Source organism: Kribbella sp., assembly GCF_035655035.1.
Lineage (GTDB): Bacteria > Actinomycetota > Actinomycetes > Propionibacteriales > Kribbellaceae > Kribbella.
In genome coordinates, this window is the sequence record NZ_DASRVN010000059.1 from 1 (window position 1) to 24,371 (window position 24,371).

Annotated in this window: 22 protein-coding genes and 1 pseudogene; 16 read left to right on the plus strand and 7 right to left on the minus strand. The window is 69.7% G+C overall.

Annotated features, from left to right (window positions below):
• The 3 genes from VFF46_RS03715 to VFF46_RS03725 form a co-directional block, all read right to left on the minus strand.
• Window positions 1-747 (minus strand): IclR family transcriptional regulator (locus tag VFF46_RS03715; protein ID WP_325035581.1); only part of this gene is annotated, 747 nt, incomplete at its 3' end.
• A gap of 16 nt (window positions 748-763) precedes the next feature.
• Window positions 764-955: a hypothetical protein gene (locus VFF46_RS03720; protein WP_325035582.1), complete on the minus strand. Its 192-nt coding sequence runs from the start codon at window positions 953-955 to the stop codon at window positions 764-766.
• Window positions 952-1,842: a GNAT family N-acetyltransferase gene (locus VFF46_RS03725; RefSeq protein WP_325035583.1), complete on the minus strand. Its 891-nt coding sequence runs from the start codon at window positions 1,840-1,842 to the stop codon at window positions 952-954. Before VFF46_RS03725 ends, VFF46_RS03720 begins: the two co-directional genes overlap by 4 nt.
• A gap of 107 nt (window positions 1,843-1,949) precedes the next feature.
• Between VFF46_RS03725 and hutH the strand changes: the two genes are divergently transcribed.
• The 9 genes from hutH to hutI all read left to right on the plus strand — a co-directional run bounded on the left by hutH (window position 1,950) and on the right by hutI (window position 12,599).
• Window positions 1,950-3,491 (plus strand): histidine ammonia-lyase, encoded by a 1,542-nt coding sequence (gene hutH / locus VFF46_RS03730; RefSeq protein ID WP_325035584.1) that lies wholly within the window; start codon window positions 1,950-1,952, stop codon window positions 3,489-3,491.
• Window positions 3,492-3,507: 16 nt separating this feature from the next.
• Window positions 3,508-5,163: a urocanate hydratase gene (gene hutU / locus VFF46_RS03735; RefSeq protein ID WP_325035585.1), complete on the plus strand. Its 1,656-nt coding sequence runs from the start codon at window positions 3,508-3,510 to the stop codon at window positions 5,161-5,163.
• A gap of 132 nt (window positions 5,164-5,295) precedes the next feature.
• Window positions 5,296-6,294 carry an ABC transporter ATP-binding protein gene (locus tag VFF46_RS03740; protein WP_325035586.1) on the plus strand — a complete coding sequence of 333 codons (999 nt, stop codon included), beginning with the start codon at window positions 5,296-5,298 and terminating at the stop codon, window positions 6,292-6,294.
• Window positions 6,291-6,947: an ABC transporter permease gene (locus VFF46_RS03745; RefSeq protein ID WP_325035587.1), complete on the plus strand. Its 657-nt coding sequence runs from the start codon at window positions 6,291-6,293 to the stop codon at window positions 6,945-6,947. The genes VFF46_RS03740 and VFF46_RS03745 overlap by 4 nt, the downstream gene beginning before the upstream one ends.
• A gap of 1 nt (window position 6,948) precedes the next feature.
• Window positions 6,949-7,599 (plus strand): ABC transporter permease, encoded by a 651-nt coding sequence (locus tag VFF46_RS03750; protein ID WP_325035588.1) that lies wholly within the window; start codon window positions 6,949-6,951, stop codon window positions 7,597-7,599.
• Window positions 7,600-7,689: 90 nt separating this feature from the next.
• Window positions 7,690-8,613, plus strand: coding sequence for an ABC transporter substrate-binding protein (locus VFF46_RS03755; RefSeq protein ID WP_325035589.1), 924 nt, complete (start codon window positions 7,690-7,692; stop codon window positions 8,611-8,613).
• Window position 8,614: 1 nt separating this feature from the next.
• Window positions 8,615-10,012, plus strand: a complete 1,398-nt coding sequence (locus tag VFF46_RS03760; RefSeq protein ID WP_325035590.1) for an allantoate amidohydrolase — start codon at window positions 8,615-8,617, stop codon at window positions 10,010-10,012.
• A complete protein-coding gene (locus tag VFF46_RS03765) occupies window positions 10,009-11,439 on the plus strand; it encodes a formimidoylglutamate deiminase (protein WP_325035591.1) in 1,431 nt (476 codons plus the stop codon). Before VFF46_RS03760 ends, VFF46_RS03765 begins: the two co-directional genes overlap by 4 nt.
• A complete protein-coding gene (hutI, locus tag VFF46_RS03770; RefSeq protein WP_325035592.1) occupies window positions 11,436-12,599 on the plus strand; it encodes an imidazolonepropionase in 1,164 nt (387 codons plus the stop codon). Before VFF46_RS03765 ends, hutI begins: the two co-directional genes overlap by 4 nt.
• 23 nt (window positions 12,600-12,622) lie before the next feature.
• Here hutI and VFF46_RS03775 read toward each other — a convergent pair whose 3' ends face one another.
• Both VFF46_RS03775 and VFF46_RS03780 read right to left on the minus strand, forming a co-directional pair.
• A complete protein-coding gene (locus VFF46_RS03775) occupies window positions 12,623-13,531 on the minus strand; it encodes a type IV toxin-antitoxin system AbiEi family antitoxin domain-containing protein (protein WP_325035593.1) in 909 nt (302 codons plus the stop codon).
• A gap of 170 nt (window positions 13,532-13,701) precedes the next feature.
• On the minus strand, window positions 13,702-14,166 hold the full coding sequence (locus VFF46_RS03780) for a GNAT family N-acetyltransferase (RefSeq protein ID WP_325035594.1): 465 nt from the start codon (window positions 14,164-14,166) through the stop codon (window positions 13,702-13,704).
• Between the two features lie 245 nt (window positions 14,167-14,411).
• Here VFF46_RS03780 and dnaK point away from each other — a divergent pair, with 245 nt between their 5' ends.
• The 5 genes from dnaK (at window position 14,412) to VFF46_RS03805 (ending at window position 19,407) form a co-directional block, all read left to right on the plus strand.
• Window positions 14,412-16,274, plus strand: coding sequence for a molecular chaperone DnaK (dnaK, locus tag VFF46_RS03785; protein ID WP_325035595.1), 1,863 nt, complete (start codon window positions 14,412-14,414; stop codon window positions 16,272-16,274).
• A complete protein-coding gene (gene grpE, locus VFF46_RS03790) occupies window positions 16,271-16,963 on the plus strand; it encodes a nucleotide exchange factor GrpE (RefSeq protein ID WP_325035596.1) in 693 nt (230 codons plus the stop codon). The genes dnaK and grpE overlap by 4 nt, the downstream gene beginning before the upstream one ends.
• 27 nt (window positions 16,964-16,990) lie before the next feature.
• Window positions 16,991-18,157, plus strand: coding sequence for a molecular chaperone DnaJ (gene dnaJ / locus VFF46_RS03795; RefSeq protein WP_325035597.1), 1,167 nt, complete (start codon window positions 16,991-16,993; stop codon window positions 18,155-18,157).
• A complete protein-coding gene (locus VFF46_RS03800; protein WP_325035598.1) occupies window positions 18,157-18,612 on the plus strand; it encodes a heat shock protein transcriptional repressor HspR in 456 nt (151 codons plus the stop codon). Before dnaJ ends, VFF46_RS03800 begins: the two co-directional genes overlap by 1 nt.
• 258 nt (window positions 18,613-18,870) lie before the next feature.
• Window positions 18,871-19,407 carry a GNAT family N-acetyltransferase gene (locus tag VFF46_RS03805; RefSeq protein ID WP_325035599.1) on the plus strand — a complete coding sequence of 179 codons (537 nt, stop codon included), beginning with the start codon at window positions 18,871-18,873 and terminating at the stop codon, window positions 19,405-19,407.
• Here VFF46_RS03805 and VFF46_RS03810 read toward each other — a convergent pair.
• Entirely contained in the window at window positions 19,400-20,530 is a 1,131-nt protein-coding gene (locus tag VFF46_RS03810; RefSeq protein WP_325035600.1) for a hypothetical protein, read from the minus strand. The two genes, VFF46_RS03805 and VFF46_RS03810, sit on opposite strands and share 8 nt — an antisense overlap.
• Before the next feature lie 141 nt (window positions 20,531-20,671).
• On the opposite strand from VFF46_RS03810, the gene clpB reads away from it, so the two are divergent.
• Window positions 20,672-23,257 (plus strand): ATP-dependent chaperone ClpB, encoded by a 2,586-nt coding sequence (clpB, locus tag VFF46_RS03815; RefSeq protein WP_325035601.1) that lies wholly within the window; start codon window positions 20,672-20,674, stop codon window positions 23,255-23,257.
• A gap of 19 nt (window positions 23,258-23,276) precedes the next feature.
• Here clpB and VFF46_RS03820 read toward each other — a convergent pair whose 3' ends face one another.
• Complete coding sequence (locus VFF46_RS03820; RefSeq protein ID WP_325035602.1) at window positions 23,277-23,837, minus strand: dihydrofolate reductase family protein; 561 nt, start codon at window positions 23,835-23,837, stop codon at window positions 23,277-23,279.
• 65 nt (window positions 23,838-23,902) lie between these two features.
• Between VFF46_RS03820 and VFF46_RS03825 the strand changes: the two are divergent.
• Window positions 23,903-24,371, plus strand: a pseudogene (locus VFF46_RS03825) (hypothetical protein); the annotation flags it as partial.

Consider the following 24,371-nt stretch of genomic DNA (forward strand, 5'->3'; position numbering starts at 1 on the left):
GCGGCGGGTTAGGGCTTTGGCGGCTTGGCGGATTTTGTGGGCCAGGTGGGGGCGGTCGGTGGGTGGGACCGTGTCGGTGCGGAAGGTGACGCTGATGGCGGCTACCGGGTGGCCGGCGTGGTCTACGGCGGCGCTGGCTACGGAGGCCATGCCGGGGGTGATGAAGGAGTCCTCGACGGCGAAACCCTGGCGTTTTTCGTCGGCGAGGATGCGGCGGAGTTGGCTGAGGGACTGCGGTCCGTGGTCGGTACGGCGTACGAACGACTCAGGCGCCGGGAACAACGCCCGTACCTGGGCCGGCGGCAACTCGGCCAGCAGCGCCCGCCCAGAAGCGGTGAGGGTGGCTGGCAGCCGTACGCCGACGTCCGTCACCAGCGTGACCGGACGCGGCGGCTGTTCCTTCAGGAGGTACACCAGCTCCCGGCCGTGCAGTACGCCGAGATGGGCCGTCTGACCGACCTCGTGTACGAGCTGCACCAGCAACGGCCGGGCGAGACGTTCCAGCGGGTCGTGCCGTAGATAAGCAGAACCGATCTCGAACGCCGCGACCCCGAGGCCGTACCGCTTCTCCTCGGGGAGATGGACGACGTACCCTTCGTCGATCATTGCCCGCAGCAAGTGGTACGTCGACGAGCGCGGCAGACCGACCGCGGAGGCGATGCGCTCCATCGGCACCGGTCCGGGCTGGGTGGCCAGGAACGTCAGCACCCGCAGCGTGCGGGTCGAGGCGGGAACGTTGCCGCTCACAACGGCAGCGTAACTCTCAGACCCCCGACGAATCGTGTTTCTTGGTACGACTGTGGCGGAGCCAGAAGCGGAAGCCCTCGCCGGCGACGGCGAGCGCGAACAGGCCGCCGGCGACGCCCCAGTCCATGAAGTCCGGTCCGGAGACCGCGAGCCCGACGCCGAGCGACAGCACCAGGAAGAACGCCAGCGAGACGGCGAGCCGCTTCACAGCTCCTTCTCCGCGGTCCACGCGGCGGACGTCAGGCGGTACCCGAGCCAGCGATTGACGGCGAGCATCGGCTCGTTCGCCGCATCGTTGCCGGTAGAGGCGACCGTGAACCCGGCGTCCCGGGAACGCGCCAGCGCCGCTGATTTGGCCACCTTCGCGAGCCCGCGCCCGCGCGCCGCCGGGATCGTGCCGGTCAGGTTCGACCAGATCACCCGCCGGTCCGGGTCCGCGGTGGTGGTCACGAACGACAGCACCCGGTCCCCGTCGAGTACGGCGACGCTGAGGTCGTACCGGGTGTCCGGGTTCTGCCACGACGTACGGACCCATTCCTCGTACGCCGGCCCGCCGGACAGCCCGCTCGGGTCGTCGTCGCGGACCTGGACCTCGGCGTCGTACAGCTGCCGCGGCTCGAGCTCCTCGTACGTGACCAGCCGGAGCCCGTCCGGTACCGGCAGCGGGTCCCGCGCCGCGGTCAGGTCGGCCGCGGCGTGCGTCATCCGCCGCCCGACCGTGAACCCGTGCTTCTCCGCGAACCCTGTCGAGTCCTCGGCCACCGCGACCAACAATCGCCCGGCCGCGAGTTCCCGCGCCCGCGCAGTGATCGCCTCCAGAAGCGCGGTGCCGATCCCGCGTCCGCGGGACGACGCCGGCACCTGGATCGTGATCCGTACCCGCGGCGCCTCGGCGTCCGGCGGCGGACGGTACAGGTTCGCGTACCCGACCACGTCAGGACCGTCGACGGCGATCAGCACCTCTTGCGAGTGACCGTGCCGCAGCTGCAGCTCGACCGCCCGCGCCGTTTTCACCAGGTGCGGCATCGTGGCGGCCCAGACCCGGGCGATTCCTGCCGCATCCTCCGGTCGCGCCGTCCGGATCTCGAACACCATGTCAGAACCTTACGACTACCGAGGGTCGCCACCCTCGTCTCGGATCCGAGACGAAAAGTGGTACGCCGCTGCTGTCCGCGGCAGGTCCGGCGCGGTGCAATGTTCGGGTGGAACACACGGTGATAGTCGGCGTCGGCCCGCTGACCCCGGCCCAGGTGGTCGCGGTCGCGCGGTACGGCGCGCAGGTACGGATCGACGACCAGGCCCTCGAGGAGATCGCGAAGTCGCGCGCCGCGATCGAGGCGCTGGCCCACGCGGACACCCCGCACTACGGTGTGTCGACCGGGTTCGGCGCGCTCGCCACCCGGCACATCGCGCCGGAACTGCGGGCGCAGCTGCAGCGCAGCCTGATCCGGTCGCACGCGGCCGGCTCCGGCCCCGAGGTCGAGACCGAGGTCGTCCGGGCGCTCGCGCTGCTCCGGCTGTCCACCCTCGCCACCGGCCGCACCGGGGTGAAGGTGGAGACGGCCCAGGCGTACGCCGGTCTGCTGAACGCGCACCTGACGCCGGTCGTGCACGAGTACGGCAGCCTCGGCTGCTCCGGGGACCTGGCGCCGCTGTCCCACGTCGCGCTGGCGATCCTCGGCGAGGGCAAGGTCCGTGATGCCGACGGCAACCTTCTCGACGCGGGCGAAGCGCTGAAGAAGCACAACCTGACGCCGGTCGTCCTCGCGGAGAAGGAAGGCCTCGCGCTGATCAACGGGACCGACGGCATGCTCGGCATGCTGGTCCTCGCGCTCGCCGACCTGGACCGGCTGTTCAAGACCGCCGACCTGGCCGCCGCGATGAGCGTCGAGGCGCAGCTCGGCACCGACCGCGTGTTCGCCGAGGACCTGCAGGCCCTGCGACCGCACCCGGGCCAGGCACAAGCCGCCGCGAATCTGCGCGCGATCCTCAAGGACAGCGCGATCGTGGCCAGCCACCGCGGCCCGGACTGCAACCGCGTCCAGGACGCGTACTCGCTCCGCTGCTCGCCCCAGGTGCACGGCGCCGCCCGCGACACCGCCGCCCACGCGGCATCCGTCGCGGACCGCGAGCTGGCCGCCGCGATCGACAACCCCGTAGTACTGGAAGACGGCCGCGTCGAGTCGAACGGCAACTTCCACGGCGCGCCCATCGGATACGTCCTCGACTTCCTCGCGATCGCGGTCGCGGACCTCGCCAGCATCAGCGAACGCCGTACCGACCGTTTCCTCGACGTCGCGCGCAACCACGGGCTGAACGCGTTCCTGGCCGACGACCCGGGCGTCGACAGCGGCCACATGATCGCGCAGTACACCCAGGCGGCGATCGTCTCCGAGCTGAAGCGGCTCGCCGTACCGGCCAGCGTCGATTCGATCCCGAGCAGCGCGATGCAGGAGGACCACGTCTCGATGGGCTGGTCCGCCGCGCGCAAGCTGCGCAAGGCCGTCGACGGTCTGCAGCGGGTACTGGCGATCGAGATCCTCACCGCCGCGCGAGCCCTCGACCTGCGCGCCCCGCTCGAACCGGCCCCGGCGACCGCCGCCGCCAGGACAGCATTGCGGCGGTACGTCGAGGGCCCGGCCACCGACCGGTTCCTCGCCCCCGAACTCGAGCACTCCGTCGAACTCGTTGCCAACGGCACCTACATCGAAGCCACCGAGGCCGTCACCGGCCCGCTCCTCTAGAAAGGCTGGACCACCCATGTCCGGACCACGACCCGTCCGCGCGCCCCGCGGGACCACCCTGACCGCCCGCGGCTGGCAGCAGGAAGCCGCGCTGCGGATGCTGCAGAACAACCTCGACCCGGAGGTCGCCGAGCACCCCGACGAGCTCGTCGTGTACGGCGGGTCCGGCAAGGCCGCGCGGGACTGGAACTCGTTCGACGCGATGGTCCGTACCCTGACCACGCTCAGGGACGACGAGACCATGCTCGTCCAGTCCGGCCGCCCGGTCGGCGTCATGCAAACGCACGAATGGGCACCGCGGGTGCTGATCGCGAACTCGAACCTGGTCGGCGACTGGGCCACCTGGGAGGAGTTCCGCAAGCTGGAGGCGATGGGGCTCACGATGTACGGCCAGATGACGGCCGGGTCGTGGATCTACATCGGCACCCAGGGCATCCTGCAGGGCACGTACGAGACGTTCGGCGCGGTCGCGGAAAAGAAGTTCGGCGGCTCGCTGGCCGGCACGATCACGCTGACCGCCGGCCTCGGCGGCATGGGCGGCGCGCAGCCGTTGGCCGTGACGATGAACGACGGGGTCGCGATCTGCATCGACGTCGACGAGTCCCGGATCCAGCGCCGCATCGAGCACCGGTACCTCGACGTCCGGGCGTCCTCTGTGGATGAAGCGCTTCAACTCGCCGAAGAGGCGAAGAAGGCCCGCAAGCCGTTGTCGATCGGTGTCCTCGGCAACGCCGCCACGATCGTCCCGGACCTGCTCAAGCGGGGTGCGCCGATCGATGTGGTGACCGACCAGACGTCGGCGCACGACCCGTTGATGTACCTGCCGATCGGTGTCGAGTTCGAGGATTGGACGACCGCGCGGGAGAAGGACCCGGCCGGGTTCACCGAGCGGGCTCAGGAGTCGATGGCCAAGCACGTGCAGGCGATGGTCGAGTTCCAGGACGCGGGCGCCGAGGTGTTCGACTACGGCAACTCGATCCGGGACGAGGCGCGCAAGGCCGGGTACGCCCGGGCGTTCGAGTTCCCCGGCTTCGTACCGGCGTACATCCGGCCGCTGTTCTGCGAAGGGAAAGGCCCGTTCCGGTGGGCGGCGCTGTCCGGCAACCCGGCCGACATCGCGAAGACCGACCAGGCGATCCTGGACCTGTTCCCGGACAACGAGCACCTGGCGCGCTGGATCAAGCTGGCCGGCGAGCGGGTCGCGTTCCAGGGCCTGCCGGCCCGGATCTGCTGGCTCGGCCAGGGCGAGCGGGACAAGGCCGGCGTCCGGTTCAACGACATGGTCGCCTCCGGTGAGCTCGAGGCGCCGATCGTGATCGGTCGCGACCACCTGGACACCGGCAGTGTCGCGTCGCCGTACCGGGAGACCGAAGGCATGCTCGACGGCTCGGACGCGATCGCGGACTGGCCGCTGCTGAACGCGATGGTGAACGTGGCCAGCGGCGCGTCCTGGGTGTCGATCCACCACGGCGGCGGCGTCGGCATCGGCCGGTCCATCCACGCCGGTCAGGTATCGGTTGCCGATGGCACCGACCTGGCGCGGCAGAAGCTCGAGCGGGTACTGACGAACGATCCGGCGATGGGTGTGATCCGTCACGTCGACGCCGGTTACGACAGGGCGGTCGAGGTCGCGGACGAGCGCGGGGTGCGCGTCCCGATGCGCGAAAGCTAACTGTCTGCGACGGTAGCAATCTGTAGCGCTACAGTACACATTCCCGAGGAACGGGAAACCGCGCGACCGCGTGGTTTCGGTCTGCGGGTCCGCTAGGGTCTTTCGGGCGACCAACGAGCGCGAAGGGGCGCCATGATCGAGTTCGAGGACGTCACCAAGCAGTACCCGGACGGCACCGTCGCCGTCGACAAGCTGTCCCTGCAGATCCCGAGCAACCAGATCACCGTGTTCGTCGGCCCGTCCGGCTGCGGCAAGACCACGTCGCTGCGGATGATCAACCGGACCATCGAGCGCACCTCCGGGACGATCTCGATCGACGGTAACGACATCAACTCCCAGGACGCCGTGACGCTGCGGCGCGGGATCGGGTACGTGATCCAGAACGCCGGCCTGTTCCCGCACAGGACCGTGGTGGACAACATCGCCACGGTGCCGAAGCTGCTCGGCTGGGACAAGCGCAAGGCCCGCGGTACGGCGATGGAGCTGATCGAGCGCGTCGGCCTGGACCCCAAGATGGCCGAGCGGTACCCGGCCCAGCTGTCCGGTGGCCAGCAGCAACGGGTCGGCGTCGCCCGCGCGCTGGCGGCCGACCCGGCGATCATGCTGATGGACGAGCCGTTCAGCGCGGTCGACCCGATCGTCCGGCACCAGCTGCAGGAGGAGCTGCTCCGGCTGCAGCGCGACATCGGCAAGACCATCGTGTTCGTCACGCACGACATCGACGAGGCGATCAAGCTCGGCGACAACGTCGCCGTACTGAAGGTCGGCGGGAAGCTGGCCCAGTTCGCGCCGCCGGCCGAGCTGCTCGCGAACCCCGCCGACGAGTTCGTCCGGGGCTTCGTCGGGCAGGACCGCGGTTACCGGGCGCTGACGTTCGTCTACGCCGACCAGTTGATCGTGCAGCCGCTGCCGGCCGCCCTCGCGCTGAACGACGGCGTACCGGTCGGCTGGAAGAACGGTGCCGAGGAGCTGGAGCCGCTCGGCGCCGTCTTCAAGCGCGGTGACTCGCTGCGCGCGGCACTGGACGCCGTACTGACGTCCCCGAACGGGTTGGGTGTCGTCGTCGACGACCAAGGCCGCGCGGTCGGCGTCGTCGACCAGGGCGCGGTCGCGGAGGCGCTCCGCTCATGACGTGGATCGGCGACAACCTAGGGCTGATTTGGCAACAGCTGTGGGAGCACATCTACCTGGCGATCATCCCGGTGATCCTCGGGCTGATCATCTCGGTGCCCCTCGGGTACGTCGCGACCCGGTACTCCTGGCTGGCGAACCCGCTGGTCGCGTTCGGCGGACTGCTGTACTCGCTGCCTTCGATCGCGCTGTTCATCGTGCTGCCCGCGATCCTCGGGACCAAGGTGCTGTCCACGATCAACATCATCGTGGCGCTGACGATCTACACCGTGTCGCTGCTGATCCGGAACGTGATCGACGGACTTCGCTCCGTACCGCCCGACGTCCGGCAGTCCGCGATCGCGGTCGGGTACGGCGCCCTGCACCGGCTGGTCGCGGTCGACCTGCCGATCGCGGTACCGGTGATCTTCACCGGGTTACGCGTGGTCACGGTCGCGAACATCTCGATGGTGAGCGTCGGCGCCGTGATCGGCATCGGCGGCCTCGGCGAACTCTTCACGCTCGGCTTCCAGAAGGCGTTCCTGACGCCGGTGGTGGTCGGCGTGGTGCTCTCGCTGGCGCTCGCGCTGCTCGCGGACTTCGTGCTGGTCACGTTGCAGCGGGTACTTACTCCTTGGGCGCGCGCCGCGGCGCCGGTGGCGGAGGTGGCCTGACATGTGGCAGTACCTGACCGACTCGTACAACTGGTCCGGCAACGAAGGCATCTGGGCACGGATCGTCGAACACCTCTGGTACACGTTTGCCGCGCTCGGGCTGTCCGTCGTGATCGGGCTGCCGATCGGGCTCCGGATCGGGCACACCCGGCGCGGCGCCTTCCTGGCGATCAACGCGGGCAACGCGGCGCGGGCGCTGCCGAGCCTCGGGCTGCTGATGCTCGCCGTACTGCTGACCAACCAGATCGGCTTCCTGCCGGTGCTGATCGCGCTCGTCGCGCTCGGCATCCCGCCGATCCTCGCGTCGACGTACGCCGGGATCTCAGGTGTCGATCCGGCGACGATCGACGCCGCGCGGGGGATGGGGATGACCGGGCGCGAGATCCTGACCAAGGTGGAGATCCCGATCGCGATGCCGTTGATCATCTCCGGCGTCCGGAGCGCGACGCTGCAGATCGTGTCCACCGCGACCATCGCCGCGCTGGTGTCGCTCGGCGGCCTCGGGCGGTACGTGATCGACGGGCTGAAGCTGCGGGACTTCCCGCAGATGTTCACCGGCGCACTGCTGGTGGCGCTGCTGGCACTCCTGCTCGACGCGATCTTCGCCCTGATCGGCCGGATCACCGTCTCGCCCGGGCTGAAACTGGGCTGAAACTGGGCTGAACTGTCCATGTCGTCTGCTGAACTTGAGATGCATCCATCGGCACCGGCCGGTGGCTGAACGAGAACACTGGAGGCTCTCGTGTTGAGATCCACACTCATCCGTACTGCGATCGCCGGGGTGGCGGTGCTCGGCCTGGCCGGCTGTGGGGGTGGGGGCAACCAACTCGGCAACAGCAACGCGGGGTCCTCGCCCGCACCGTCCAAGGTCGCGAGCATCACCGTCGGGTCGGCCGACTTCTCCGAGAGCCAGCTGCTGGCGGAGATCTACGGCCAGGCGCTCGCCGCCAAGGGCATCGACGTGAAGAAGAAGCCGAACATCGGCAACCGCGAGACGTACATGGCCGCGATCAAGGACGGGTCCGTCGACCTGGTGCCGGAGTACACCGGCGCCTCGCTGGCGTACTTCGACAAGAACTCCACCGAGACGGATCCGGAGAAGGCGTACGAGGCGCTGAAGAAGGCGCTGCCGTCGGGTCTGGAGATCCTGGACAAGTCGCCGGCCGCCGACGAGGACACGATCGTGGTGACCAAGGCGACCGCGGACAAGTACAACCTGAAGTCGATCGGTGACCTGAAGGGCAAGAACCTGGTCGCCGGCGGCAGCTCCGAGTTCAAGGTCCGGACCGCCGGGCTGAAGGGCATGAAGGACAAGTACGGCGTCGACTTCAAGGACTACAAGACGCTGGACGCCGGCGGTCCGCTGAGCATCAAGGCGCTGGGGGACAACACCATCCAGGTGACCGATCTGTTCACCACGCAGGCCGTGATCAAGGACAAGGGCTGGGTCCAGCTGGAGGACCCGCAGCACATCCTGCCGCCGAACAACATCGTTCCGCTGATCCGGACCGACCACAAGTCCGCCGACGTCGCCGCCACGCTGAACGCGGTCGACGCCAAGCTCACCACCGCCGACCTGACCGCGCTGGTCAAGCGGATCGACGTCGGCAAGGAGAGCGCGGACGCGGTCGCCAAGGACTGGCTGTCGAAGAACCCGCTGTCCTGACGTGAGCTTCGAATCCCTCTGGGCCGACCAGTCCGCCATCGGCCGCAACCCCGAAACCGGCGGCTACACCCGCGGCGGCTACACCCGCACCGAACGCGAAGCCACCCACTGGTTCCTGGACCAGTGCACCACCCGAAACCTCACCATCCAGTCCGACCCCATCGGCAACCTCGTCGCCTGGTGGGAACCGCGCGGAAAGCCGGCCGACCGGCCGGCTCCCCGCGCGGGCGGTGGTGAGCCCGACTCCGACCTCGGCTCGACCGGCGCAGGTTCCACCGTCGGAGGAGGCGCGGGTGGGGCCGGCGGCACGCGTGGCGCCGTCGGCTCGGCGGGTGGGCGTGGCGGCGACGGCGCGGGAGGGTCCTTCACAACCCCGGCCGGGGAGCCGGCCGGAGGGCCGGCTGTCCGGCCGGGCATCGTGACCGGGAGTCATTTGGATTCGGTGATTGATGGTGGGGCGTTTGATGGGCCGTTGGGGGTGGTTTCTGCTTTGGCGGCTGTGGACAGGCTGCGGGCGGAGGGGTTCGAGCCTGGTGTGCCCATCGGGATCGGGGCTTTTGTCGAGGAGGAAGGGTCGCGGTTCGGGATGCCCTGTCTGGGGTCCCGGGTCGCGGCCGGGGTGCTGTCCGCCGACAAGGCCCTGCAACTGAAGGATCGTGCAGGCGTCGGCCTCGCGGAGGCGCTGGAGAAGGCCGGGCTCGACCCGGCCGTGCTCGGCCCCTCGCCGCTCCTCGAACGCATGGGCACGTTCGTCGAGTTGCACGTGGAGCAAGGCCGCGGGCTGACCGCACCAGTGGGCGTGGCCAGCTCCATCTGGCCGCACGGGCGGTACCGGTTCACGTTCGGCGGCGAGGCCAACCACGCCGGTACGACGCTGATGGAGGACCGCCACGACCCGATGCTCACGTACGCGATGACCGCCCTCGCCGCGAACAAGCAGGCCCGCCTGGCCGGCGCCCGCGCAACGTTCGGCCGGGTGTCCGTCGAGCCGAACGGTACCAACGCCGTACCGTCCCAGGTCACCGCCTGGCTGGACGCCCGCGCCGCCGACACCAGCACCCTGGAATCGTTGCTCGCGGCAATCACCAAGCAGGCCACCGAACGCGCCGAACGCGACGGCACCACCCTCGAGGTCACGGCCGAGTCCGTCTCGCCCGTCGTCGACTTCCCGGCCGGCCTCCGCGACCGGCTGGCCGCCGTACTCGACGGCGCCCCCGTGCTGCCGACCGGCGCCGGACACGACGCGGGCGTGTTCTCCGACGCCGGCATCCCGACCGCGATGCTGTTCGTCCGCAACCCGACCGGGGTATCGCATTCGCCGGCCGAGTACGCGGAGATGGACGACTGCCTCGCGGGCGTCGACGCGCTGGCCGAAGTACTGAAGGACCTCGCGAAGTGACGACGTACTGGTGCGAGACCGCCCTCCTCCCGAGCGGTCTCGCCTCGAGAGTGCTGCTGACCGTCGCCGACGGCCGCTTCACCGCGGTCGAGCCGGACACCGACCCCGGCGACGCCACGGTCCTGACCGGCCTCGTCGTCCCGGGCCTCGCGAACTGCCACAGCCACGCGTTCCACCGCGCGCTCCGCGGCCGTACGCAGACCGAGCGCGGCACGTTCTGGACCTGGCGCGAGCAGATGTACGCCGTCGCCGGCGCGCTCACCCCCGACACGTACTACGAGCTCGCGAAGGCCGTGTACGGCGAGATGCTGCTCGCCGGGATCACCGCGGTCGGCGAGTTCCATTACCTCCACCACGCTCCGGGCGGCAGCCGGTACGACGACCCGAACGCGATGGGCGCCGCCCTGATCGCTGCCGCGCGCGACGCCGGGATCCGGATCGCGCTGCTCGACACCTGTTACGTTGCCGGCGGCATCGATCAGCCGCTGAACGAGGTGCAGCAGCGGTTCAGCGACGGCGACGCGACGGCGTGGGCCTCCCGGGTCGCCGGGCTGAGCGGTGGTGACGACGTGGTGATCGGCGCGGCGGCGCATTCGATCCGCGGCGTACCGCAGGACCAGCTCGGCGCGGTCGCGGCGGCGTTTCCCGACGTACCGCTGCACATCCATCTGTCCGAGCAGGTCGCCGAGAACGAGGCGAGCCTGGCGGCGTACGGGCGGACGCCGACGCAGGTGCTCGACGAGGTGGGCTTCCTCAGCGGCCGGACGAGCGCCGTCCACGCGACTCACCTGACAGCGGTCGACATCGGCCTGCTCGGGAGCTCGGCGACGTACTCCTGCTTCTGCCCGACCACCGAACGCGACCTCGCCGACGGCATCGGCCCGTCCGTTCAACTCCGCGACGCGGGATCGCCGCTGACGCTGGGCTCCGACAGCCACGCGATGATCGACCTCTTCGAGGAGATGCGCGCCGTGGAGCTGAACGAACGCCTCGCAACCCAGGAACGCGGCCACTGGTCCGCCCCCGAACTCCTCCAAGCAGCCACCACCACCGGCCACCGCTCGATCGGCTTCCCCGACGCGGGTTCCATCCAGGTCGGCACCCGAGCCGACCTGATAACCATCCGCCTCAACACCCCCCGCACCGCCGGCACCATCCCGACCACAAGCGCATCCGCTTCCTGGGGCAGCGGGCCGCACGCCCCAGCCGCCACAGGCGCAGCGCGCGCCGCCCGCGCGCACGGCGCACCCGACTCCGGCGGCGCACCCGTCTCCGGCGGCGCGGCGGAGGCTGCCGTCTTCGCGGCAACAGCCGCGGACGTATCGGATGTCGTCGTCTCGGGAAATCATCTGGTTGCTGATGGCAAGCATATTCGGATGGATGTGGCGGCGGCGCTGGCGACTTCGATTGCGGCGGTGACGGCATGACCTCGCTCCTGCTCACCGGAATCGGCTCGCTGGTGACCAACGACCCGACCCACGGCGGCCCGCTCGGCGAACTGCACGACGCCGCGCTGGTGATCGACGGCAGCAAGATCGCCTGGATAGGCCAACGACAGCAAGCCCCGGCAGCGGACGCCGCCTCCGACCTCGGCGGCCGCGCGGTGATCCCCGGGTTCGTCGACTCGCACTCGCACCTGGTGTTCGCCGGCGACCGCGCCGAGGAGTTCGCGGCCCGGATGACCGGTACGCCGTACTCCGCCGGCGGCATCCTCACCACCGTCGCCGCCACCCGCGCGGCGACCGACGAACAACTGACCGCGAACGTGTCCCGCCTGGTCACCGAGATGCGCCGCCAGGGCACCACCACGGTCGAGATCAAGTCCGGCTACGGCCTCACCGTCACCGACGAGGCCCGAGCGCTCCGCATCGCGGGCCAGTTCACCGACGAGACGACGTACCTCGGCGCCCACGTCGTACCGGCGGACTACGCCGACGACCCCGCCGCCTACGTGGACCTCGTGACCGGCCCGATGCTCGACGCGGCCGCGCAGTACTCGAAGTGGATCGACGTCTTCGTCGAACGCGGCGCCTTCGACGCCGACCAGGGCCGGGCGATCCTCCAGGCCGGCATCGCCCGCGGCCTCCAGCCCCGCGTCCACGCCAACCAGCTCGGCGAGGGCCCCGGCGTACAACTCGCCGCCGAACTGGGCGCCGCCTCGGCCGACCACTGCACGTACCTGACCGACGCCGACGTGGACGCCCTCGCCTCAAGCGGCGTGGTGGCCGGCCTCCTCCCAGCGATCGAGTTCTCCACGAGGTCGCCGTACCCCAACGCCCGCCGTCTCCTCGACGCCGGCGTCACGGTAGCCCTGGCCACCGACTGCAACCCCGGCTCCGGCTACTCCTCCTCGATGCCCTTCTGCATCGCCCTGGCCGTCCGCGAAATGCACATGACCCCCGCCGAAGCCCTCTGGTCCGCCACCGCCGGCGGCGCCGCATCCCTCCGCCGCCCCGACCTCGGCCACCTGACCCCCGGCACCCAAGCCAACCTGGCCGTCCTCGACGCCCCCACCTACCTCCACCTCGCCTACCGCCCCGCCGTCCCCCTCATCACCCACACCTTCACCGCCGGCCGCGAGATCTAGCGCGGATACCCAGGCCATCACAATCAGCTCGCCAGCCATATCGCCACGCCTGAGGCGCCACCCTCCTGCGCAATGTGATGGCCTGGAGATCCGGCAATTGCCTGCCTGATCGCATCGAGCACCCACTCCGGATCGAACATCACGTCCTCCCACGAGAAGCGCAGCAGGCGCCAACCGCGGATGGTGAGGTTGGTGTGCCGGCGGCAGTCCCGGATGAGGGCGCTCCGGGTGCCGTGGTAGGCGAAGCTGTCGGCCTCCAGCGCGAGCAGCAGTTCGGGATGGCCCAGGTCCACCCGGGCGGAGAAGACGCCGTCGCGAATCACGACCTGAGGTTCGAACCCGTCGATGCCGCCCTCGATCAGCAGAGAGCGCAGGACGGACTCCAGCGGTGACTCGGAACGGCTATCGGCGGCCGCCGCTACGCGGCGCGCTCGTCGGCTGCCGGGGCCGGCGAGTTCGCCGGCGGCAACTGCCAGTTGCGAGCGGTCGATCACACCAAGCCGAAGAGCGGAGTCGGCTACGGTCAGCCCGGCCGCGAAGGGGAATGTGCGAGCGCAGTCCAGCACGGTCCGCAGCTTGCCCGTGCAGCCACCGTCGGACGGCACGTCGTCGGCCCAGTACAGCTGGCAGTCCAGCGTGCTCAGTCGCCGGTGCTGACCGCGTGGGACGGTGACCTGCGGCTTGCGGGGCAGGTCAAGCACCGCGAATCCGTGGAGCTGGGCAGCGCTCAGATGCGAGACGACCCCGCCCTGAGCGCGTGCGGCAGCTAACGGGTCCGCCGCAGGTGGCAGGGCGTAGACGCCCTTCGCGATGCGAGTGATCTGCCCGCGGTCCAGCGCTGTACGAATGGCTCGGAGCGAGACGACGGCGCGCAGCTCCCTGAACGACGCGGTTCCGCCTCTTCGCTGCAGCACCTCGACGACTTCGGACACCTCCCGATCGTGGCGGAATCCGCGGAGCGGTGCTCCGAGTTGTCCACAGGCGGATCTCCAGGCCATCACAATCCGCTGTTGCTCATCTCAGACACGCTCAACGGCGGAGCCTGGCGCCGATTGCGATGGCGTGGAGATCCGGCTCCCCTGGGCGTCGGGTTCGTCGAGCTCTAAAGTTCCTTGGCGAGGAGGGCGGTGGAGGTGCCGTTGGCCAGGCGTTGGCCGGCTACCTCGTGGTAGCCGCGGGCGGTGTGGAAGGACAGGCCGGCGGAGTCGAGGGCGTCGGAGCGGACCCTGGCGACCGCGCGGTCGAACGGTTGGGCGGACCGTTCGACGGCGCGGTACACGGTTGAGGCGATGCCCTGGCGGCGGTGTTCGGGGGCGACGACGATCCGCTCGATGTACAGGAAGCGGTCGGCGTACGTCTGGGTGAACCAGCCGAACTCGGGTCCGTCGTACGCCGACCCGGGGGTGAAGGTGAGGACGAAACCGGCCGGGTGGCCGTCCACGTCGACCACGACGGCGTGGGCGGCGATCAACCGGAGCCAGTCCAGGCGGTCCGGGCCGAGTGGCTGGACCAGACCCTCCGCGGCGGCGTTGAGCGCAAGGACCGCGACGAAGTCAGCGGTGGTCATCGGGCGGAGTCTCACCGGCACACCATCCCACGGATGACCCCTGCTCAGGCAGGGGCAGTTTTTCGGGTGGTTCCCTGGCTCGACCCTGGCCGGAACCCGGAAAATCGGGGCCGCCCTTGGGAATGACCTGGGCCGTGTGCAATGTTGAGCCTAGTGAACTCAAGTTTGTTGCGTCACGGATTTGAACCGAGGCGGACGAACGGGCAACATTGAGTCTGCATCACTCAACTTCGTGGAGGTAAAGAATGGCCCGCGCGGTCGGAATCGATCTCGGTACGACGAACTCCGTCATCGCCGTACTGGAAGGTGGCGAGCCCACCGTCATCCCCAACGCCGAGGGAGCGCGTACGACGCCCTCGGTGGTGGCCTTCGCCAAGAACGGCGAGGTCCTGGTCGGCGAGGTGGCGAAGCGCCAGGCCACCACGAACGTCGACCGCACCATCCGCTCGGTGAAGCGGCACATGGGCGAGAACTGGTCCGTCGACATCGACGGCAAGAAGTTCACCCCGCAGCAGATCAGCGCGTTCGTGCTGCAGAAGCTGAAGCGGGACGCCGAGGCGTACCTCGGGGAGCAGGTCACGGACGCGGTCATCACCGTGCCGGCGTACTTCTCCGACGCGCAGCGCCAGGCGACCAAGGAGGCCGGCGAGATCGCCGGTCTGAAGGTGCACCGGATCGTCAACGAGCCGACCGCGGCCGCGCTCGCGTACGGCCTGGACAAGGGCACCGAGCAGACCATCCTGGTCTTCGACCTCGGTGGCGGTACGTTCGACGTCTCGCTGCTGGAGATCGGCGACGGTGTCTTCGAGGTGAAGGCGACCAGCGGTGACAACCACCTCGGTGGTGACGACTGGGACAACCGGATCGTCCAGTGGCTGGTGACCCAGTTCAAGAACAAGAACGGCACCGACCTGTCCGGCGACAAGATGGCCATGCAGCGGCTGAACGAGGCCGCCGAGAAGGCCAAGATCGAGCTGTCCAGCGCCGCTGAGACCACGATCCACCTGCCGTACCTGAGCCTCACCGACGCCGGCCCGCTGCACCTGGAGGAGAAGCTCTCCCGGGCCGAGTTCCAGAAGATGACCAACGACCTGCTGGAGCGCGCCCGCGCCCCGTTCAAGGCCGTCATCAAGGACGCCGGCATCGACGTCAGCAAGATCGACCACGTGATCCTGGTCGGCGGCTCGACCCGGATGCCCGCGGTGGCCGACCTGGTCAAGGAACTGACCGGCGGCAAGGACCCGAACAAGGGCGTCAACCCGGACGAGGTCGTCGCGGTCGGCGCCTCCCTGCAGGCCGGTGTGCTGAAGGGTGAGGTCAAGGACGTCCTGCTGCTCGACGTGACCCCGCTGAGCCTCGGTATCGAGACCAAGGGCGGCGTGTTCACCAAGATCATCGAGCGCAACACCACGATCCCGACCAAGGGCTCGGAGATCTTCACCACGGCCGAGGACAACCAGCCGTCGGTGATGATCCAGGTGTACCAGGGCGAGCGCGAGATGGCCCGCGACAACAAGTCGCTCGGCAACTTCGAGCTGACCGGCCTGCCGCCGGCGCCGCGGAACGTGCCGCAGATCGAGGTCACCTTCGACATCGACGCGAACGGCATCGTGCACGTGAACGCCAAGGACCTGGCCACCGGCAAGGAGCAGCGGATGACGGTCACGGGTGGCTCCGCGCTGCCGAAGACCGACATCGACCAGATGGTCCGCGACGCCGAGCAGTACGCCGAGGAGGACCGCAAGCGCCGCGAGGCGGTGGAGAACCGCAACCAGGCGGAGTCGCTGGTCTACCAGACCGAGAAGTTCCTCCAGGAGAACGAGGACAAGGTCCCGGACGACGTCAAGACCGAGGTCAAGGACGGCGTGGCCGAGCTGAAGAAGGCCCTCGAGGGTGACGACGCCGACGCGGTCAAGGCCGCCTCGGAGAAGCTCGCCCAGTCCAGCCAGAAGATGGGTGCCGCGATGTACGCGAACGCCCAGGCTGCCGGCGGCCAGGCCGACGACAGCGCCACCTCCGAGAACGCGAGCAGCGGCAACGACGACGACGTCGTGGACGCCGAGATCGTGGACGAGGACCGGCCGCAGGACAAGACGGAGGACAAGTGACGGATCGACCCACGGGCAGCGAGTTCGGTGACGGCGAGCCCGTCATCCGCGACAAGCGCCGGATCGACCCGGAGACCGGCAAGCTGCGGGAGCCCTCGGAAGGGGGCCCCGCGGCGGGCGGCACCGCTGGACAGCAGCCGCCGCGGGACCCGTCGGACCTGACCGGTCCGTCCGCGCAGGAGGCCCTGCTGACCGAGGCGCTCGCGGAGCGTACGGCGGACCTGCAGCGACTGCAGGCCGAGTACGTGAACTACAAGCGCCGGGTGGACCGGGACCGCGAGGCGGCCCGCGAGCTGGTGGTCGGCACGGTGCTCACCGAACTGCTCGGGATCCTGGACGACATCGGCCGGGCCCGCGAGGCGGGCGAACTCGAGGGCGCGTTCAAGGCGGTCTCCGAGTCGCTGGAGCGGGTCACCGAGAAGCTCGGCCTGGTGAAGTTCGGCGAGAAGGGTGACGCCTTCGACCCGCGGATCCACGAGGCCCTGCTGCACAACTATGCCGACGACGTCGACGGCCCGACCGCGACGATGATCATGCAACCGGGCTACCGGCTCGGCGAGCGGATCCTGCGGGCGGCCCGGGTGGCCGTGTCGGAGCCGACGGAACAACTGCCGGCCGACGCCGCGAAGGCCGACGTACCGGTGGAGAACAGTGATGACGACAAGGCCGCGGACGAGTCCGCGGAGTAATCGGTACGACGGGAGGGGAGGCGCCAGATGAGCACGAAGGACTGGATCGAGAAGGACTTCTACAAGGTTCTCGGCGTCTCCAAGACCGCCGAGCCCGACGAGATCAAGAAGGCCTACCGCAAGCTGGCGCGCCAGTACCACCCGGACTCCAACGCCGGGGACACCAAGGCGGAGGCGAAGTTCAAGGAGGTCTCCGAGGCGTACGACGTGGTCGGGGACCCGAAGAAGCGCAAGGAGTACGACGAGGCGCGCCGGCTGTTCGGCAGCGGCGGCTTCCGGATGCCGAGCGGTAGCGGTCAGGGCGGCGGCGGATTCAACTTCGACGTCGGCGACCTGTTCAACCGCGGCGGCCAGGGTGGCGGCGGCGGGCTCGGCGACATCCTCGGCGGCATGTTCGGCGGCGGTGGCCGGACCACGACCACCACGACGGCCCGTCCGCGGCGCGGCCAGGACATCGAGACCGAGGCGACGATCGAGTTCGCCGAGGCCGTGAACGGTGTCACGGTCGGGCTCCGGATGACCAGCGACGAGCCGTGCCCGACCTGCCGGGGGACCGGCGCGAAGTACGGCACGGTCCCGAAGGTCTGCCTGAAGTGCGAGGGCACCGGGATGCAGACCTCGGTGCAGGGCGGCGTGTTCGCGATGACCGAGCCGTGCACCGAGTGCAAGGGCCGCGGCCTGGTCGTCGACCAGCCGTGCGAGACCTGCCACGGCTCCGGCCGCGGCCAGTCGAGCAAGACCATGCAGGTCCGCATTCCGGCGGGCGTGCAGGACGGTCAGCGGATCCGGCTGAAGGGCAAGGGCGCGGCCGGCGAGCGCGGCGGCCCGGCGGGTGACCTGTACGTCACCGTGCACGTCAAGCCGCACCGGATCTTCGGCCGGCAGGGCGAGCACCTGACCCTGAACGTCCCGGTGAGTTTCACCGAGGCGGCGCTCGGCGCGGAGATCAAGGTTCCGACCCTGGACGGCCTGCCGGTCACGGTCCGGATCCCCGAAGGTACGGCGAACGGCAGCAAGCTGCGCGTCCGCGGCAAGGGATCCGTCCGCCGGGACGGGACGAAGGGCGACCTGCTGCTCACCATCGAGGTACAGGTTCCGCACGAGTTGACCGAGGAGCAGCGCGCCAAGCTGCAGGAGTTCAACTCGGCGTCGGAGCACCCTGATCTGCGGGCCAGGTTGTTCGGGAGCTCCTGATGGGCATCCCGTTCAGCCAGGTGCCGACCTGGGACGACCGCACCCCGATCTACGTGATCTCGGTGGCGGCCCAGCTGGCCGGCATGCATCCGCAGACGTTGCGCCAGTACGACCGGCTCGGCCTGGTGGTGCCGAGCCGGGCGTCCGGCCGCGGCCGGCGGTACTCGGCGTACGACGTGGCCAAGCTGAGGTACGTCCAGCACCTCAGTCAGGAAGAAGGCGTCAACCTGGCGGGAATTCGGCACATTCTCGCGCTACAGTCCGAAGTGGAGGACCTGCGCAAGCGGGTCAACCAGCTACTGGCAGAGGTCCAGCGCGGTGTCGGCGTCTCACGGCGCCCCGCCGCCAGCCGGGTCTTCTCCGCCGGCCCCGCGGGCGACGTGATCGCCATGGGCCGGCAGCAGACGACCACCCGGTGGATCCGCACCCAGCCTCTGGAACTCGGCTCGCGCTGATCCCCCGCTACAACAAGGCCACCGGAGACGTTCCGAAACCCACCCCTCGGCGTCTCCGGCCCGGTGGAGGTCGTCGTTCCCCCTCGACGCCTCCGCAAGTCGAAGGTGCGCCACCCCCCGGCGCCCTTCGGCCACCGCAGGGTGGTCCGTTCCAGGACCGCCCTGCGGTTCACTCAGGGCCTGTCCGGACCGCCAGGCAGGCCCCTCGTTCATCTGGCGTCCCTGTTGCAGGCGGTGATCGCCGCCTACGCTGGCCAGGTGACGCTGAAGCTCGAGACCGACCGGCTTGTGATCCGGGACTGGGAGCAGGACGACGCCGACGCCGCGCTGGAGATCTACGGCTCCGCGGACGTCGCGCCTTGGTTGTCACCGGCCATCGACAAGGTGCCGGACGCCACCACCATGGGTTTGATCCTGCAGTCGTGGATCGAGGCCCAGCCGAACTTCGTGGTCCCGGCCGGCCGCTGGGCGGTCGCCCGGAAGGACGACGGCGAGGTCGTCGGCGCGCTGCTGATCCGGCTGCTCCCGCCGTACGAGGAGGATCTGGAGATCGGCTGGCAGCTCCGGCCGAGCGCCTGGGGGCATGGGTACGCGACCGAGGCGAGCCGCGGACTGATGCGCTGGGCGTTCGACGGCGGCCAGGTCGACGAACTGTTCGCGGTCGCCCGCCCGAACAACAAGCGTGCGATCGCGACCGCGAAACGGCTCGGCATGGAGTGGGTCGGCGAGACCGACAAGTACTACGACCTCAATCTCCAGGTGTACCGCGTCCGCGCGTCCGAGTTCGTCAGCTGATCCCGAGCGTGCCGGCCCGTTCGGCGACGCCCTGCCAGACGCCTGCCGGCGCTACTCGCTGACAGGCGTTCGCGATCGCATGAGCCGGTCCGACGACGTCGCCCAGCCGCAGGACGTAGCGGCCGTCCTTCGCGAATGCCTTCAGTTCGGGATGGCGGTCGGCGTCGGCCGGGACCAGCTCGACGTGCACCGAATGCCGGTTCACCGTGGCCGAGACGACCGTGGCGATCTCGATCGACACGCTCGCGAGTTCGCTCCAGGCGAGCGTGAACGAGGTCTCGGTGGGATCCGCCCAGGTGAAGGTCTCGCGATCGATCACGACCCACCGCCGCCGGACGACGACCGGAATACTCAGCAGGGTCGCGAGTCCGATCAACAGGAACGGGGTCCCGACCACGAGGAAGGCGGTCCGCGACGCGGTGGACGCCAGCACGCCGAACGCGGCGAGATAGGCCAGTACGCCGAGGAGACCCGCGAGCGCTCCGCCGACGATGGCCTGCCACGCGATCTGCGTCCCGACGTCGATCCGCTGCTGCGGCTCCGCGGCCGGCGGTACCGGGATCGCGTCGGCGCGCTCGCCGGGCGCGGTGATCACCGCAGCCCAACCGTCGGCGCGCTGCTGGTTCCACTCCGCGGGTTTGCCGGCCAGGACTGCTTCCACGAGTCCCGTACGGCGGGGGACCGTCGCGGCGACGGGTTGCGGCCAGTCCGGCGGCGCGAACCCGGCGTACGGCGTCAGGCGCGAGTCGTCGGAGCGCGACCGGGTGAAGAACACGAGCATCAGCCCTGGCCGCGCCGGGTCGTCGATCACCCCGAGCGCCTTGAGCTCGGACCAGTTGATCCGGAAGCCCGGGCCCTTCTTCGTGTCGTCGGAGATGCCCTGGGCGTCGAGGAGCAGCGTTCGCGGCCAGAGCAGGCTGCGCCAGCCGAGGAGGCGGAGGCCGTCGACCAGGCAGAGGATCGCCCCGATCACGATCAGCAGGATCCCGAGGGTGTGCGCGAGCCAGCCGTGCCACGGCACCAGGGCACCGGTCAGGATCAGCCCGACGCCGAGCAACGCCAGGTCGATCGCCAGCGTCAGCTGATCGAGTTGCGTCTCCCAGCCAAGCCTGAATTTCGTCACGCCGGTCGAGTCTAGGTCCACCAGGGTCGCCGAACCCTGAGAGATCCCTGGATTTCCCTAGAGTTGAGTGGAATGGACTCAAGTTTGGATAGGTTGTGTCTAGTGACTGTTTTGTTGCTGGAACCGAAAGGCTGGAACTAGATGGACGTTCAGCGGTTGACGACGCTGGCCCGGGAAACCCTGTCGGTCGCGATCCGTCAGACCTCCGCGGCGGGCAACCCGACCGTGGAACCGATTCACCTGCTGTCCGCGCTGCTCGCGCAGCCCGAGGGCACCACGATCGGCCTGCTCGAGGCGGCCGGCGCGGACCTCGACGCGGTCCGCCGGAAGACCGCCGAGCAGCTGACCCGGCTGCCGAAGGCGAGCGGCGGCAGCGTGCAGGCGCCGAGCCTGTCGCCGAAAACCGGCGACGTGCTGAACCAGGCGGAGCAGCGGGCCCTCGGGCTGGGGGATGAATACGTATCCACTGAGCACCTGCTGATCGCGCTCGCGACCGTCGAGGGCGCCGCCCAGAGTGCGCTCGGCGTGACCGCGGACGCGTTGCTGAAGGCGTTCGACGAGATGCGCGGCAACCGCCGGATCACCTCGCCGGAGGCCGAGGGCACCACGAAGACGCTGGAGAAGTACGGCGTCGACCTGACGCAGCGCGCCAAGGACGGCAAGCTCGACCCGGTGATCGGGCGGGACTCCGAGATCCGCCGCGTGGTCCAGGTGCTGTCCCGCCGGACCAAGAACAACCCGGTGCTGATCGGTGAGCCCGGCGTCGGCAAGACCGCCGTCGTCGAGGGGCTCGCCCAGCGGATCATCGCGGGCGACGTACCGGAGTCGCTGCGCGGCCGCCGGCTGATCAGCCTGGACCTCGGCGCGATGGTCGCCGGTGCGAAGTACCGCGGTGAGTTCGAGGAGCGGCTGAAGGCGGTGCTGACCGAGATCAAGGAGTCCGACGGTCAGATCATCACGTTCATCGACGAGCTGCACACGGTCGTCGGCGCCGGCGCGTCCGGCGAGGGCGCGATGGACGCCGGCAACATGCTGAAGCCGATGCTGGCCCGCGGCGAGCTGCGGATGATCGGTGCGACCACGCTCGACGAGTACCGGACCCGGATCGAGAAGGACCCGGCGCTGGAGCGGCGGTTCCAGCAGGTGTTCGTCGGCGAGCCGTCGGTCGAGGACTCGATCGCGATCCTGCGCGGTCTGAAGGAGCGGTACGAGGCGCACCACAAGGTCGCGATCTCGGACTCGGCGCTGGTCGCCGCGGCCACGCTGTCGAACCGGTACATCACCGGCCGGCAGCTGCCCGACAAGGCGATCGACCTGGTCGACGAGGCCGCGTCCCGGCTGCGGATGGAGATCGACTCGTCCCCGGTCGAGATCGACTCGCTGCGCCGTACCGTCGACCGGCTGAAGATGGAGGAGCTCGCGCTGTCCCGTGAGGACGACGCCTCGTCGCAGGAGCGGCTGGAGCGGCTGCGCGCCGACCTGGCCGACCGCGAAGAGGAGCTCCGCGCGCTGGAGGCCCGCTGGGAGCGGGAGAAGTCCGGCCTGAACCGGGTCGGCGAGATCAAGGAGCGGATCGACGAGCTCCGCGGCCAGGCCGAGCGCGCCCAGCGCGACGGCGACCTGGAGACCGCGTCCCGGCTGCTGTACGGCGAGATCCCGCAGCTCACCAAGGAGCTCGAGGAGGCCGACGCCGAGGAAGAGGTCGCCGAAGGCCCCGAGGCGATGGTGAACGAGGAGGTCGGTCCGACCGAGATCGCCGAGGTGATCGCGATGTGGACCGGGATCCCGACCGGGCGCCTCCTCGAGGGCGAGACCGGCAAGCTGCTCCGGATGGAGGACGAGCTCGGTCACCGGCTGATCGGTCAGCGCGAGGCGGTCAAGGCCGTCAGCGACGCGGTACGCCGGGCCCGCGCGGGCGTGTCCGACCCGGACCGGCCGACCGGATCGTTCCTGTTCCTGGGCCCGACCGGTGTCGGCAAGACCGAGCTGGCGAAGGCGCTCGCGGACTTCCTGTTCGACGACGAGCGGGCGATGGTCCGGATCGACATGTCGGAGTACGGCGAGAAGCACAGCGTCGCGCGGCTGGTCGGGGCCCCGCCCGGCTACGTCGGGTACGAGGAGGGCGGCCAGCTGACCGAGGCCGTCCGGCGGCGTCCGTACTCGGTGATCCTGCTGGACGAGGTGGAGAAGGCGCACCCCGAGGTCTTCGACATCCTGCTGCAGGTGCTCGACGACGGGCGGCTGACCGACGGCCAGGGCCGGACGGTCGACTTCCGGAACGTGATCCTGATCCTGACCAGCAACCTGGGCTCGGCGTACCTGGCCGACGTCACGCTCGACGACAAGGTCAAGCGTGACCAGGTGATGGCCACGGTGCGGCAGTCGTTCAAGCCCGAGTTCATCAACCGGCTCGACGAGATCGTGCTGTTCGACGCGCTCGGCAGCGAGGAGCTGACCCAGATCGTCGGCCTGCAGATCCAGGCCCTGCAGCGGCGCCTGACCGACCGGCGGATCACGCTGGACGTCGACGAGGGCGCGATGGAGTGGCTGGCGATGACCGGGTACGACCCGGTGTACGGCGCCCGTCCGCTGCGCCGGCTGGTGCAGTCCGCGATCGGCGACGAGCTGGCCCGCGGCCTGCTGGACGGCTCGATCCGCGACGGCGAGACCGTCCGGGTGACGCTGAACGAGTCCAAGGACGCGCTGGACGTGTCCGCCGCACGATGACCCCGGAGGGGCCCGGTTCTTACCGGGCCCCTTCTGGTTGGTAGCTGAGCGCGAGTACGCCCGACTCGAGCGTTTGCTGATCGATCAGTTTCAGCGCGGTACGGGGACCGGTGAGCTTCGTGCCGGTGCCGAGCACCAACGGGTGCACCAGGAGATCGAGCTGGTCGACCAGGCCGTTCTCCAGCAGGGTGTGCAGCAGCGTCGGGTTGCCGTACATCATGATGTCGCCGCCGTCCTGCTGCTTGATCCGCTTGAGCGTGGCGATCGCGTCGCCCTCCAGGAGCGTCGCGTTCCAGGTCAGCTCGCCGGTCAAGGTGCTGGAGGCAACGAGTTTGGGCAGCTCGCGGAGCCGGTCCGCGTACGGTCCGTCCGCGTTGCCCCAGGCCGCCGCGAACATCTCGTACGTACGGCGCCCGCACAGGAAGTAGTCGCAGGACGCGAGCTTCTCGATGGACCGCCGTACCGCCTCCTCCCCGAAGTACGGCTGCGCCCAGCCGCCGAACGGCGTACCGCCGAAGCCGCCCGGGTCTTCCACCACACCGTCGAGTGTCATCAGGGTCGAAGCGATGATCTTGCGCATGATTCTCCTCTCGTCAGGTGTGTAGACCGGCGGCCCGGCCGAAAGGAATCGGGGAGAATGGGACCGTGACTTCGCGGGCCGACTGGACGAACACCACCCACGACTGGGCGGCCTCGGTCGACCAGGCGCACCTGGAGGCGATCCGCGCGGATCCGGCGCGGTACGCGCCCGGCGGCGTCCGGCATCTGCTGCTCGAGGTGCTCGCCTACCCGGACGACGAGGCGGAGTCGACCGGCGCGCGCGGGCGCTGCGAGGTCGAGCTGTACGGCGACGGGTCGATCGCGGTCACCGACTACGGGCGCGGGACCGACACCCGGGTCGACGAGCGCGGGAACGTCGTGAAGAAGCCGATCATGGCGACCAAGGACCTGCGGTTCTTCGACGACCCGGCCGCGCCGTCGCTGCCGGACGGGCACCCGCGGCGCGGGATGTCCGTGGTCGCCGCGCTGAGCGAGTGGCTCGTGCACACGAACCGGCGGGCGAACGGCGCCTGGACCCAGCGGTACGAGTACGGCGTACCGGTCGGTGGGCTGG